This window comes from Serratia grimesii, assembly GCF_900186025.1.
Classification (GTDB): domain Bacteria; phylum Pseudomonadota; class Gammaproteobacteria; order Enterobacterales; family Enterobacteriaceae; genus Serratia; species Serratia grimesii.
The window spans coordinates 2,411,332-2,423,419 of sequence record NZ_LT883155.1; the positions used below are offsets into that span (position 1 = coordinate 2,411,332).

Annotated in this window: 13 protein-coding genes; 7 read left to right on the plus strand and 6 right to left on the minus strand. The window is 53.7% G+C overall.

Going from position 1 to position 12,088, the window contains the following annotated elements:
* Positions 1 to 20 precede the first annotated feature (20 nt).
* Both SGBXF1_RS11450 and SGBXF1_RS11455 read left to right on the plus strand, forming a co-directional pair.
* Positions 21 to 710, plus strand: coding sequence for a helix-turn-helix transcriptional regulator (locus tag SGBXF1_RS11450; protein ID WP_037414857.1), 690 nt, complete (start codon positions 21 to 23; stop codon positions 708 to 710).
* 91 nt (positions 711 to 801) lie between these two features.
* On the plus strand, positions 802 to 1,170 hold the full coding sequence (locus SGBXF1_RS11455; protein WP_061806128.1) for a VOC family protein: 369 nt from the start codon (positions 802 to 804) through the stop codon (positions 1,168 to 1,170).
* Here the strand turns inward: SGBXF1_RS11455 and tus are convergent.
* Both tus and SGBXF1_RS11465 read right to left on the minus strand, forming a co-directional pair.
* Positions 1,160 to 2,098 (minus strand): DNA replication terminus site-binding protein, encoded by a 939-nt coding sequence (tus, locus tag SGBXF1_RS11460; protein WP_186428494.1) that lies wholly within the window; start codon positions 2,096 to 2,098, stop codon positions 1,160 to 1,162. The two genes, SGBXF1_RS11455 and tus, sit on opposite strands and share 11 nt — an antisense overlap.
* 162 nt (positions 2,099 to 2,260) lie before the next feature.
* The gene (locus tag SGBXF1_RS11465) at positions 2,261 to 3,526 is read right to left on the minus strand and encodes an MFS transporter (RefSeq protein WP_172479810.1); all 1,266 of its coding nucleotides are present in this window, start codon (positions 3,524 to 3,526) and stop codon (positions 2,261 to 2,263) included.
* 274 nt (positions 3,527 to 3,800) lie between these two features.
* Here SGBXF1_RS11465 and SGBXF1_RS11470 point away from each other — a divergent pair, with 274 nt between their 5' ends.
* The 3 genes from SGBXF1_RS11470 to bioD all read left to right on the plus strand — a co-directional run bounded on the left by SGBXF1_RS11470 (position 3,801) and on the right by bioD (position 6,906).
* Positions 3,801 to 4,691, plus strand: coding sequence for a LysR family transcriptional regulator (locus tag SGBXF1_RS11470; protein WP_186428394.1), 891 nt, complete (start codon positions 3,801 to 3,803; stop codon positions 4,689 to 4,691).
* Positions 4,692 to 4,850: 159 nt separating this feature from the next.
* Positions 4,851 to 6,068, plus strand: a complete 1,218-nt coding sequence (gene mlc / locus SGBXF1_RS11475; protein ID WP_037414867.1) for a sugar metabolism global transcriptional regulator Mlc — start codon at positions 4,851 to 4,853, stop codon at positions 6,066 to 6,068.
* A 166-nt stretch (positions 6,069 to 6,234) separates the two neighbouring features.
* The gene (gene bioD, locus SGBXF1_RS11480) at positions 6,235 to 6,906 is read left to right on the plus strand and encodes a dethiobiotin synthase (RefSeq protein ID WP_037414870.1); all 672 of its coding nucleotides are present in this window, start codon (positions 6,235 to 6,237) and stop codon (positions 6,904 to 6,906) included.
* Here bioD and clcB read toward each other — a convergent pair.
* Positions 6,903 to 8,183, minus strand: coding sequence for a voltage-gated ClC-type chloride channel ClcB (gene clcB, locus SGBXF1_RS11485; RefSeq protein WP_186428395.1), 1,281 nt, complete (start codon positions 8,181 to 8,183; stop codon positions 6,903 to 6,905). The genes bioD and clcB overlap by 4 nt on opposite strands.
* Positions 8,184 to 8,459: 276 nt before the next feature.
* On the opposite strand from clcB, the gene SGBXF1_RS11490 reads away from it, so the two are divergent.
* A complete protein-coding gene (locus tag SGBXF1_RS11490; RefSeq protein ID WP_061806131.1) occupies positions 8,460 to 9,947 on the plus strand; it encodes an MDR family MFS transporter in 1,488 nt (495 codons plus the stop codon).
* Between the two features lie 35 nt (positions 9,948 to 9,982).
* On the opposite strand, the gene SGBXF1_RS11495 is transcribed toward SGBXF1_RS11490, so the two are convergent.
* Together SGBXF1_RS11495 and SGBXF1_RS11500 are read right to left on the minus strand one after the other, a co-directional pair.
* Positions 9,983 to 10,282: a DUF1161 domain-containing protein gene (locus SGBXF1_RS11495; RefSeq protein ID WP_037414878.1), complete on the minus strand. Its 300-nt coding sequence runs from the start codon at positions 10,280 to 10,282 to the stop codon at positions 9,983 to 9,985.
* Positions 10,283 to 10,371: 89 nt separating this feature from the next.
* A complete protein-coding gene (locus SGBXF1_RS11500; protein WP_061806132.1) occupies positions 10,372 to 10,740 on the minus strand; it encodes a DUF1283 family protein in 369 nt (122 codons plus the stop codon).
* A gap of 146 nt (positions 10,741 to 10,886) precedes the next feature.
* On the opposite strand from SGBXF1_RS11500, the gene SGBXF1_RS11505 reads away from it, so the two are divergent.
* Positions 10,887 to 11,213 (plus strand): YnfA family protein, encoded by a 327-nt coding sequence (locus SGBXF1_RS11505; protein ID WP_037414885.1) that lies wholly within the window; start codon positions 10,887 to 10,889, stop codon positions 11,211 to 11,213.
* Positions 11,214 to 11,249: 36 nt separating this feature from the next.
* Here the strand turns inward: SGBXF1_RS11505 and ydfG are convergent, their stop codons facing one another.
* Positions 11,250 to 11,999: a bifunctional NADP-dependent 3-hydroxy acid dehydrogenase/3-hydroxypropionate dehydrogenase YdfG gene (gene ydfG / locus SGBXF1_RS11510; RefSeq protein WP_037414888.1), complete on the minus strand. Its 750-nt coding sequence runs from the start codon at positions 11,997 to 11,999 to the stop codon at positions 11,250 to 11,252.
* Positions 12,000 to 12,088: the final 89 nt, after the last annotated feature.

Consider the following 12,088-nt stretch of genomic DNA (forward strand, 5'->3'; position numbering starts at 1 on the left):
TTTTTTATGGAGAGAAATAGATGTCACGTACCGAGCGTTTACTCGATCTGATGCAGATACTGCGGCGGCATCGCTACCCGGTTACCGGCCATGCGTTAGCGCAGGAAATGAAGATCAGTATGCGTACGCTGTACCGCGATATTGCCACGTTGCAACAGCAAGGGGCTGAGATAGTCGGCGAGGCGGGTGTCGGTTATGTGCTGCGGCCTGGTTTTATGTTGCCACCGCTGATGTTTTCACAACAAGAAATAGAAGCGCTGGTCTTGGGGATGCGCTGGGTAGGTCGCCGTGGTGACAGTCAACTGGCGGGGGCAGCCAATAACGCGTTGGCGAAAATCGCCGACGTATTGCCTGCGGCGCTGCGCGATGAGCTCGAGTCCAGCACGTTACTGATTGGCCCGATGGATTTAGTGAAAGTCGCCGATGAGACGCTGGTGCTGATTCGTGGCGTCATCCGTCAGGAGCGTAAACTCGCGGTGGATTACTGCGATCGCGATGGTAAGGTCAGTGAACGTATTCTTTGGCCATTTGCGCTGGGGTATTTTGAACAGACGCGAATGCTGGTTGCCTGGTGCGAGCTACGCCAGTCATTTCGCCATTTCCGACTCGACCGCATTCACCGGGCGACGCCAATGGCGCAGCGCTATCCGAGAGGCCGCCGCTTGTTGATGAAAGAGTGGCATGAGGTTCATGGGATCCCTCCGCAGTAAATCATCACTGCTGCCAAAAACTGTCAGCAGACACGTTTAGCCTTGGGTTATCGGGAGCCAGTCGGTTCCCTTCAGCCATAAGGTGAGTACGATGACAACGCCGAATATGACCCTCCTGTACGTTGATAATCCAGAAAAGAGTGCTGCTTTTTACCGCCGGTTATTGGGGCTGGCACCGGTGGAACTTTCTCCCACCTTTGCGCTGTTTGTGCTGAGTAACGGCTTCAAATTGGCGATGTGGTCGAAACATACCGTGGAACCTGCCGCAACGGTTACCGGTGGTGGCGGAGAAATCGGCTTTATGTGTGAAGAGTCGCAACAAGTGGATGCGCTTTACCAGCAGTGGCATGAACAAGGACTTGAGATAATTCAGCCACCCGTGACGCTGGATTTTGGTTACAGCTTTGTCGCCATCGACCCGGACGGCCACCGTCTGCGAGTTTACAACCTCAGCGAGTAGGGACGTCGGTATAAAGATGCAGTCGTTTAACCAGCAGTCGTAGCGGTTTTGCGTCTGGCTTGTATTTGTGTTTGACCGCAGCGGCGTCGTAATTAAGCAATTCGCCAATTTTTGGCACCTTGGCGCCGTGTTCTACCTGACACAGGGCAATCAGCGGCAGCGGGCAGGGGTGTTGCACCTGCTTTTGCTGCGGTTGATACCAAACCCGAGCGATGGGCTGTACTTTTACCGGGCGTTTGATTTTTAGCGACGCTTGCTGTGGCAGACGGCTGACGTCATCGATCTCGCGGCTGACCAATTCGGCCCATTGCTCGCGATTATAGGGCGGGACTGCGCGGCCAGCCTTCAGACTTTTTTCCAACTGAGCCAGAATGTCGTCGCGTTTCACGTTCTTGATAATATGCTTGTTGGCCCAGCCGAAACGAACCGAATCCGGGTTCGTCAAAACGGTAAGAGTACGATAGGCGCTGAGGGTGATCAGGCCATGCAGGTGAGTGTGAACAAAGTCAAAACGTTGTTCCGGTGCCAGGCCTGAGTCGACGGTAATAATCTGCTCCAGCTCGGCCTTGAGCCGGTTAATCAAAGCAACGTGTTCTTGTATTCTCAGGTATTCCGGTTGTTCCACCGCCAGGCAGATCACGCCGGGCAGGCGTACCGCCGCTTTACTGCTGACATTATGCTTGTTGTGGTGGATAAACAGCCGTTGGAAGTGCTCTAGCGCTAAATCACGCGCAGTTTGGCCTAGGTGCTGTTCGACAGCGATCTGCTCCACTGTCACATGCTCTTTACCTTTTTCGATCTCCGGCAAACTGAACACCCGCCCAGCCAACAATCGCAGAGGAAGGATCTGCTGGTGGAGAGCGGCCAGCGCCTGTTCCAGCTCATTGAAACAAGCATTCATCCTGCTGATTAAATCGTACTTGTCCATCATTCACCTCTCATTTTAGTTACAACATACAATAAGAGAACAGCAAACAAAAGGGCAACATCAGCCACTGTGATGAATTTAACCTCGCGTTGTCCAAGTCTGGCAGGGGAATCAAGGTCACCGCCCGCATGAGTTAATCACTGGCAGGCGGTGAACAGAGGATTAAATGCGTGCGGCTTCCGGTAATTTCTTCAGGTAATGCACGACCAATAAAGCCAGCAGCAACATCACGCTGATAAACGCGACTACGCCATTCCAGCCGAAACTGTGCCAGAAAACGCCGCCAAGTGTCCCCGCGACGCTGGAACCTACGTAGTAACAGAACAGATAAAGCGAGGATGCCTGGCCTTTGGCCCGGCGAGCGCGACGGCCGATCCAACTACTGGCGACAGAGTGGGCGGCAAAGAAACCCGCAGTGAACAGCATCATGCCAATAAAAATAACCGCTACCGGAGCCAGGGCAGTGATCAGAATCCCGATCAGCATAATCAGCGTTGAAACCAGCAGCACGGGCCCGCGACCAAAACGGCTGGTCATGGCACCGGCTTTCGGTGAGCTGTATGAACCGGTCAGATACACCACCGACAGCAGGCCGACAATCGCTTGGCTGAGATGGTAAGGGTCCGACAGCAGGCGGTAGCCGATATAGTTAAACATGGTCACGAAGCTGCCCATCAGTAGAAAACCTTCGGCGAACAGCAATGGCAGCCCCTTGTCGTGCCAATGCAGACGAAAGTTGATCAGCAAGGTGCGTGGACGCAGTGAACTGGCGCGAAAATGCGTTGAAGCGGGCAAAATACGCCAGAACATACAGGCGGCGGCCAGGGCAAATAATCCGATTACGGCCAGTGACACACGCCAGGAGAAGAAATCGGTCAGCACCCCAGTCACCAAACGACCACTCATACCACCGATCGAGTTACCGCTGATATACAACCCCATTGAAAAAGCGACGAAGCTAGGATGGATCTCTTCGCTCAAATAGGTCATGCCGACGGCAGCGACACCGCTCAGTGAAAGCCCTATCAACGCGCGCATCAGCAGGATGCCTTGCCAACTGGTCATAAAGGCGCATATCAGGGTGCAGATTGCCGCCAGCAGCAGTGCCACAACCATGACCGGTTTGCGACCGATGGCATCAGAGAGTGGGCCGGTAAACATCAGGCCGAGTGCCAACAAGCCGGTGGAAACCGACAATGACAGGCTACTTTCGGCGGGGGAGATGCCAAAGTCTTGCGATAAAACCGGCAGAATCGGTTGCACACAATATAGCAAGGCGAACGTCGCCAGACCGGCAGAAAACAACGCTAGCGTGACACGTATAAATTGCGGCGTTCCGCGTTCGATGTAGGGAAGTTTGTTCAGGGTGGAACGTTGGGTTTTTGGCGCAGCAGCCGCATCGTCGTTGGCGGCTAGCGTCGACGGCATACTGGCCGTAGAACGCACAGGGGTTGTCACAGTTTTTCCTTACCGAACTTGGTGTGATTGATACCCGTCATCTTTCAAATTACAGCGTTGTTACCTGCATTCGCTTACGCCAGTCGCTTACTCAAGTAAGCGTTTGGGGATGTGCGAGCTGGGCGCCTGGCTGCAACTTGAAAGCTATTGGGCATATATCAGCATTTAATGAGTTAACAAAATCATAGGGAGAGGGCAGTTTTTTGTCTAATATATTAATAATTAAAATTGAGATGTTTAAAGTATGAATATTGAGTTGAGACACCTGCGTTATTTTGTCGCCGTGGCGGAAGAATTGCATTTTGGTCGTGCAGCAGAACGCTTGCGGATTTCACAGCCACCGCTTAGTCAGCAAATCCAGGCGTTAGAAGAAATGGTTGGTGCGCGTTTGTTGGCACGTAACAACCGCAATGTCAGCCTGACGCAGGCGGGAGAAATGTTCCTGAAAGAAGCTTATCAGGTACTCGATCAGGTCGGCCGGGCGGCGGAGAAAGCGGCCCGTTTGGAGCGCGGGGAATTGGGGGAATTAACCATAGGTTTCACGTCTTCAGCCCCTTTTATCAGCGTCGTATCGCGTAGCTTGCGGGCTTTTCGGCAACAACACCCACAGGTGCATATTAAAATGCGCGAAGTAAACACCAAACAGCAGATCGAACCCTTGCTCAATGGTGAGCTGGATCTGGGTGTTATGCGTAATACGCGTTTACCAGACGCATTGAAACATCAGCTTTTGCTGTGTGAGCCGTTGGTGGCCGTGGTGCCGGAAGGGCACCCGTTAACCTATGTTGCACCAGGCACATTGCGCTTCCAACATTTAGCCGAAGAGCCTTTCGTGTTTTTCTCACGTGAGGTAGGCACCGCGCTGCATGACGAAATTTTATCCTTGCTGGCCAAAGCGGGGATCATCCCTTACATCACGCAGGAGGTTGGCGAGGCGATGACCATTATCGGTCTGGTGTCTTCCGGATTGGGTATTTCTATTCTGCCGGCGTCTTTCGCACGCGTTAAAATCGACGGGGTGCAATATTTGCCGTTGGCAGAACCGGACGCAATGACGGAAGTGTGGCTAGTGCACCATCGACAAAGGCCATTGACCGCAGCGGCCAAATCGCTGATGACATTGCTGTTAACCTGAATGTCTGGCTGGGTAAATAAAACACAATCCGCAGTGAAAGTGGGGTGAATTTGTGCAGCAAATCACATAACGAATCAAATAGTTGACGCTGTATTACAAAAGCCCCACCATAGCCGATAGTCTTTATTTAGAAGCGCGAAAAATAGTAGGAGCAGGTTTGTGATTGCTGTTGGGCAGCCTGGGCATATTGATCAAATCAAGCAAACAAATGCAGGGGCAGTTTATCGGTTAATCGATCAACTGGGCCCCATTTCGCGTATTGAATTATCCAAACGCGCGCAGCTCGCCCCCGCCAGTATCACCAAAATCGTTCGCGAACTGCTGGAAGCGCATCTGGTTAAAGAAACCGAATACCAAGAAGTCGGCAGCCGTGGCCGTCCTGCAGTGGGGTTGGTGCTGGACACTGAAGCCTGGCACTATCTGTCCGCTCGCATCAGTCGTGGCACCATTACGCTGGCGCTGCGTGATATCAGCAGCAAATTGGTGGTCGAAGAGCTGTTGCCTTTAGCCGCCGAGCATCCCGACCCCCTGTTAAAACGTATTCTTGGTGAAGTTGACCAATTCTTCATTCGTCATCAAAGCAAGCTTGAGCGGCTTACGGCTATCGCTATTACGCTGCCAGGCATGGTTGACGCTGTTTCTGGTGTCGTGCACCGCATGCCATTTTACGACGTAGAAGACATGCCCTTAGGTCCGGCGCTGGAAACGCGTACCGGTCTGCCGGTTTATCTGCAACACGACATTAGCGCCTGGACAATGGCCGAAGCCTTATACGGTGCATCACGCGGCAGCCAAAACGTAATTCAGGTGGTGATCGACCACAACGTCGGGGCGGGTGTGATCACCGGTGGTAGAGTCCTGCACGCCGGTAGCCACAGCGTGGTTGAGATTGGTCATACTCAAGTGGATCCTTATGGCAAACGCTGTTACTGCGGTAACCACGGTTGTCTGGAAACTGTAGCCAGTATCGAAAACATGCTGGAAATCGCGCAGCAACGTCTTGGCACGTCGATGAGTTCAAGTCTGCATGGCGCACCACTGACGGTTGAGTCGTTGTGTGATGCCGCGATGGCGGGTGATCAACTGGCGAAAGACATCATCCTTGGGGTTGGACACAGCGTAGGCCGGATTTTGGCTATCATGGTCAATCTGTTCAATCCGGAAAAAATTCTGGTCGGTTCACCGTTGAACCGGGCGGCGGACATTCTTCATCCGGCAATTGCCTCCTGTATCCGCCAACAATCGCTACCGGCTTACAGTGAGCATGTGAAGGTAGAATCCACGCAGTTCTTCAATAAGGGCACTATGCCGGGTGCCGCGCTGGTAAAAGAAGCGTTATATAACGGCTCTCTGTTGGTGCAGTTGTTGCAAGGATAGGCCATATATCCTCATTACCAATCAGTAATTCTTATCGTTTAACGACAAAAGGTTGAGCTACCTCAAGCCCCGTCGCCCCGGCATCCTCTAGACTTTTCCCGTTCGTCTCTTTCGCCGTCTTTGCGGTGATATTTTGGTTAACGGTGCATCTCGGGGCAATTAAGTCATGTTAACGCGTTTATTTGTTACAGGTACGGATACCGATGTCGGTAAAACCGTGGTTTCCCGCGCTTTGTTGCAGGCATTTGCTGCACAAGGCCGCTCTGTGGCCGGCTATAAGCCTGTTGCCGCACGCTGTCAGGAAACCAGCGAAGGCCTTCGCAATAAAGACGCTTTGGTTTTACAGACATCCTCAACCATGCCGTTGTCGTATCAAGAAATTAATCCCATCACCTGCCTGGAAGAGGTGTTTCACGCCCAGCCTACCGACGACATCAACTACGGCGTGATGAGCAGCGGTTTGCAGCATTTATCCGCGAAAGCCGATACCGTGGTGGTTGAAGGAAGTGGCGGTTGGCGTGTGTTGATGAACGACATGCGGCCTTACGCCGAATGGGTTATCCAAGAGCAATTACCGGTGGTTTTGGTGGTAGGAATTAAACTGGGTTGTGTTAGCCACGCATTACTAACCGCACAATCCATTATCAATGATGGTCTGCCTTTATTGGGCTGGGTGGCAAACCGCATTAATCCAGGTTTGGCGCACTACGCTGAAACCATCGAGGCGTTGCAGCAGCGCATTCCTGCGCCGCTGCTGGGGGAGATTCCTTATTTGCCGCGCGCTGAGCAGCGTGAGCTGGCGCATTATCTGGATATTACGCCTCTGCTGGGCCGTTAAGCATTGTGATAGACCGATACTGAACGTAAGCCACGTGACACGGTGGTTGCGATCACGCAAGCCAGCAAGATGCCAGGCAGCAGCGTATATTCGCCGGTCATTTCGAACACCATTAATGCAGCCATAATTGGCGCGTGGGTGGTTGCAGCCAATAGCGTGGCCATGCCGGTTAACGCCATCAGAAGCGGCACCGCACTGCCTAATTCCGGCCAAAGGGCACACAATTGCCCAACCACTGAACCGAGTGCAGCGCCAACAAACAGGGTAGGCGTGAACACCCCGCCAGGCGCACCGGAACCGCTACTGGCGAGTACAGCCAGCAACTTGCAGAGCAGAATCGCGCCAACCAATAATACCCCGGGCGGCGCGCTAAGCAGTGACTGCACCACGCTGTAGCCGTTGCCCCACACTTCAGGAAACAGTAACGAGAGTAATCCCACAATCAACCCACCGAGCGCCAATTGCAGTGGCGGCTTCAGACGCAATGAGCGGAAAGCATGGCCGGAAGCCGACATTGCCCATAAAAATAGCGGCCCGCAGACACCGGCTAATATGCCGAGTAGCGCCATTAGCAGATATTGTATTGGCCAAGGTGCGGGCAAGGGTTCGACCAAATACAGCGGCGCTTGGCCACCATTGAGCAGGTTGGTTACCAGCAGTGCGCTGACGGCGGCAATGACCACCGGGCCGAGAGAGGCCAGCATCAGTGTACCAAACAGTATTTCAGCGATAAACAAGCTGCCTGCCAGTGGTGCATGGTAGGCGCTGGCCATCCCGGCTGCAGCGCCGCAGGCCACCCATAGCTTCCACTCTTTCTCGTGAGTGAAGCGTTGGGCAAAGACCGACCCCACCAATGCTGCCAACAGAATCATCGCGCCTTCGCGACCGATAGCGCTGCCGCTCGATACCACCAGCAGTGAAGCCAGACATTTGACCAGACTGGCGCTGACGTCGAGTCGGCCGTCGCCCGTTTCGATCGCTTCCATATAATCGGTGGGAGCTATCTGCCGCTGGTGCTGATAACGCTGATAAATCCACAGCAGCAAGCCGGCGGCCAGGCCACCCAGTGCAGGCGTTAATGCTCTGCGCCAGCCAGGTAACGCGGCTGCGGCAGCCACCAGGCTGCCTTCACCATGATCAAGCAACAACCACTCTAGCCCGAGCATTGCACGGTGAAACAACCAAACCACCAACGCGGCGGCAATACCAAGAAAAATGGCAATAAACAGACGGCGCAGCAGGGCGCGATAGTGGTGCAGGTGGACCAATCGTTTCATGCGTCAATAAAATCGTGAGAAAAATGAAAGGTTCAGCTTTGCATTGTGCTTGGCGGCCCGACCGAAGGCCAGAGAATCTTTACAGATTCGCCGATAGCTTCGCGCTTTGTTGGTTATGTAGATAAATTATCCTGACTTACAGTGACACTGTCACTATGCGTTCAAATGGTGCGCTTTACGCCAGTAAAAACAGCTAAGTAGACTCAGATAACGGCAGCGTTTCTTTCGGCTGGTATAATTGGGTGAAAATAAGAATCCACGGTTTGTAATAACGCTATGACAAATAACGAAGTATCTGCACCCATCGCACACCGTCCCTTGATCCTGATTGCCTGCATGTTGGCGATGTTTATGTCAGCGATTGAAGCAACCATCGTCGCCACGGCGATGCCGACCATTATTGGTGATCTTGGCGGGTTTTCCCTGCTCGGTTGGGTATTTGCGGTCTATTTACTGGCCCAGGCCATTACCATTCCAATTTATGGTCGACTGGCGGACCTGCTGGGGCGCAAGCGGGTATTTTTCTTTGGCGCATCGCTGTTCTTACTGGGTTCGGTACTGTGCGGTTTCTCGCCGAACATGTACTGGCTGATTGGTTTTCGGTTGCTGCAAGGGTTAGGAGCCGGGGCTATTATGCCAACAGCGACCACCATTATCGGTGATATCTACAGCCCTACCGAGCGGCCAAAGGTTATGGGCTACATTTCCAGTGTTTGGGGTGTGTCGGCGATTATTGGCCCTTTGCTGGGGGCGTTTATCGTCCAGCATTTACCTTGGGCGTTGGTATTCTGGGTAAATTTGCCGATCGGTCTGTTGGCGATGTTTTTCCTTGCTCGTTATCTCCCTTCTCGCCAACAGGTACGTAAACACGCGCTGGATCTGGCGGGTACCGCCTGGTTGACGCTATTTGTTACCGCGCTGCTGCTGTCACTGTTGCAGGCAGAAAACCTCGGTTGGTGGGTATTGCCTTTGTTGGTATTAGCGGCCGTCTCACTGATGTTACTGATCCGCCAGGAACGACGCGCACCAGAGCCTTTATTCCCGCTGGCGCTGTGGCAAAGCCGGGTAATTGTGGCCGGTAATATTGGGGGGCTGGTGATTGGTGCTGCGATGATGGGGATCAGCGCCTTCCTGCCAACCTTTATTCAGGGTGTGATGGGGGGAACGCCGTTGGAGGCCGGTACCACGCTGGCATTAATGTCGATCGGTTGGCCGTTGGCCAGCACCTTTAGTGGGCGGTTGATGCTCATGACCTCTTATCGAACCACTGCATTGCTGGGGGCTTTGCTGTTGTTGGCAGGGGGACTGATTCTGTTGCTGCTGCAACCTGCCGGCGGTCTGTTATGGGGAAGGGTCGCGGCCTTTATGGTTGGTGCAGGTATGGGGTTGTGCAACACGACATTTTTGGTGTCGGTGCAAAACGCTGCGCATCACAGCATTCGCGGTATCGCCACCGCCTGTACGGTGTTTACTCGAATGATGGGCTCAGCCATTGGTACCGCTATTTTGGGGGCGACGTTGAACATCAATCTGCAAATTCGTTTGCCACAAACGGTCGATCCAGTGCAGCAACTGATGGAACCTGCAGCGCGTAGCGCGATGACGCCAGAAATACTGGTGGATATGACGCAACAGGTTGCCGCTTCGCTACACTGGGTGTTTTTGGTTTCTGCGCTGTTGTCATTGCTGGCGCTGGCGGCGGCGATGCTGATCCCGGCGCGGCACCGGCCACAGGGTGAAGGTGAAGAGGCGGAACAGGCGTAAAAGAGAAAGGGCGCCTAGCGCGCCCTGAACGGCAATTATTGCGAGGTTTTTGTGTCCTGACTGGTGCCGGTTTGCGCCGCATCACCATTGTCATCACCGTTACTTATGCGGGTATAGACAATCTTCTGTGTGTCATTTTCGCAGTGGCCTACCACCAGCCCGCCAGCTTGTTGGGCCTGGTCATTAGGCACAATATCCAGCTTGAAACCGGATTCTGGCACACCGTTATTGACAATTTTCTGTGATATATCAGCCTTCACGCTCTCGCACGAGGCCAGGGCAGCTAGCGGTGCTGAGGCCATCAGCAGTGCACCCAGGATAAGCGCTTTTTTCATCAATTCATCCTTATTTGAGAATGGGCTTCCTTTATCAGGATAGCAGCAACGGTGTCGTGGGGTAACGACCGCCGCGTGCTGCGGCAAGATTAAGGATTAATCTGACGGCCCGTCTGGCGATCCAGGCACTTACGGGTGTTGGGTTCCCAGTAAGCATTAACATTCAGGCTGTCATCGCAGCGCTCTTCGTTATCAATGGCCTTATCTACCTTGTCGAACTCTTTCTCCACGCGGGTGTTGACCTTGTTGCGCAGGGATTTGGTGTCGTTGAACTGCTGTTTGCTCTGGCGAGCCGCTTCGGTGCTCATGGCACCGCTGTTACTGCCATCGACGGTAACGCAGGTACTGCCCTGAGTGCAGGTGGCGGCCAGTGCCGGCGCCTGCCAGGCACCCATCAGCATCAGCATAGCGACCGGCAGCATCCCGCGCAGCAGTCGTTGAGTCGAAAGTGTTTTCATCGTTTCATCCTTATGAGTTAGTGTTGCCTGAAAACGGCAACACTGGCTTACTGCGCCCTCTGGCGTGTTGATAAATATACCATCGCGCCCTTAGACTGCACCAGCCAAGCACGGCCTCGTTTACTTTATAGAGAGAAAGCTTTCCCATGGTCAAGACCACACTGTTATTTTTCGCCACGGCATTGGCCGAGATCATTGGCTGTTTCTTACCCTACCTGTGGCTGAAAAAAAGTGCCAGCGTCTGGCTGCTGCTGCCGGCGGCGGCGAGCCTGATGCTGTTTGTCTGGTTGCTGACGCTGCATCCTGCGGCCAGCGGGCGAGTGTATGCGGCTTACGGCGGTGTTTATGTGGCGACTGCGCTGTTGTGGCTGCGGGTGGTAGACGGCGTTAAATTGTCCGCGTTGGACTGGCTGGGGGCCGGTGTGGCCTTGGTGGGGATGTTGATTATTGTTTCCGGCTGGCGTACAGCCTGATAAACGGCGGCAGGGCAAGCCCTGCCACACACAGGATCAGGCATCGCGGTGGATGTTCAACCCGGCAAATGACTGACTAACCGGCATGATTTCCAGCGAGTTGATATTGACGTGACCCGGCAAGGTTGCCACCCAGAACACCGACTCGGCGATATCTTCAGGCGTCAATGCGTTGGCTCCGTCATATACCTTGTCAACTTTGCTGTCGTCACCTTTGAAGCGCACGTTAGAGAATTCGGTGCCACCTACCAGGCCCGGTTCAATGTCGGTAACGCGGATGCGCGTGCCGTGCAGATCGGCGCGTAGGCCGAGGCTGAACTGTTTCACGAAGGCTTTGGTGGCACCGTAAACGTTACCGCCTGCATAGGGCCAGTTAGCCGCGACGGAGCCGATGTTGATGACATGACCGATGTTACGTTCAACCATGCCAGGCAGCAGGGCGCGAGTCATGTTGACCAAACCTTTGGTATTGGTGTCGATCATCGTTTCCCAATCGTCAGCATTGGCTTTATGGGCCGGTTCCAGACCTAACGCTAGCCCGGCGTTATTCACCAGCACGTCAATTTGGCGGAGTGCCGCAGGCAGTTCGTCAATCACTTGCTGAATTGCCGCCCGGTTGCGTACGTCCAGGCGGACGATATGCAGCGGATCACCCAATTCGTCTTTCAATTCTTCCAGGCGTTCAATACGACGGCCGGAGGCAATCACCTGATGGCCTTCTCGGATAAAGCGTCGTGTAATAGCTTCGCCAAAACCGGATGTGGCGCCCGTGACAAAAATGATCATGTTGCTGTTCCTCAACTGTTTTTACCCTACATGCTAATAGGATTAGCATAATCCCACTTCAAGTGGCAGTGGTTATCGGCATCCACGAT

Excerpts from the sequence above, each read along its gene's own strand:
- SGBXF1_RS11455 (WP_061806128.1), top strand. The coding sequence starts at position 802 with ATGACAACGCCGAATATGACCCTCCTGTACGTTGATAATCCAGAAAAG.
- SGBXF1_RS11495 (WP_037414878.1), bottom strand. The coding sequence starts at position 10,282 with ATGAAAAAAGCGCTTATCCTGGGTGCACTGCTGATGGCCTCAGCACCG.
- SGBXF1_RS11490 (WP_061806131.1), top strand. The coding sequence starts at position 8,460 with ATGACAAATAACGAAGTATCTGCACCCATCGCACACCGTCCCTTGATC.
- bioD (WP_037414870.1), top strand. The coding sequence starts at position 6,235 with ATGTTAACGCGTTTATTTGTTACAGGTACGGATACCGATGTCGGTAAA.
- clcB (WP_186428395.1), bottom strand. The coding sequence starts at position 8,183 with ATGAAACGATTGGTCCACCTGCACCACTATCGCGCCCTGCTGCGCCGT.
- SGBXF1_RS11450 (WP_037414857.1), top strand. The coding sequence starts at position 21 with ATGTCACGTACCGAGCGTTTACTCGATCTGATGCAGATACTGCGGCGG.
- SGBXF1_RS11465 (WP_172479810.1), bottom strand. The coding sequence starts at position 3,526 with ATGCCGTCGACGCTAGCCGCCAACGACGATGCGGCTGCTGCGCCAAAA.
- SGBXF1_RS11505 (WP_037414885.1), top strand. The coding sequence starts at position 10,887 with ATGGTCAAGACCACACTGTTATTTTTCGCCACGGCATTGGCCGAGATC.
- SGBXF1_RS11470 (WP_186428394.1), top strand. The coding sequence starts at position 3,801 with ATGAATATTGAGTTGAGACACCTGCGTTATTTTGTCGCCGTGGCGGAA.
- ydfG (WP_037414888.1), bottom strand. The coding sequence starts at position 11,999 with ATGATCATTTTTGTCACGGGCGCCACATCCGGTTTTGGCGAAGCTATT.
- SGBXF1_RS11500 (WP_061806132.1), bottom strand. The coding sequence starts at position 10,740 with ATGAAAACACTTTCGACTCAACGACTGCTGCGCGGGATGCTGCCGGTC.
- tus (WP_186428494.1), bottom strand. The coding sequence starts at position 2,098 with ATGGACAAGTACGATTTAATCAGCAGGATGAATGCTTGTTTCAATGAG.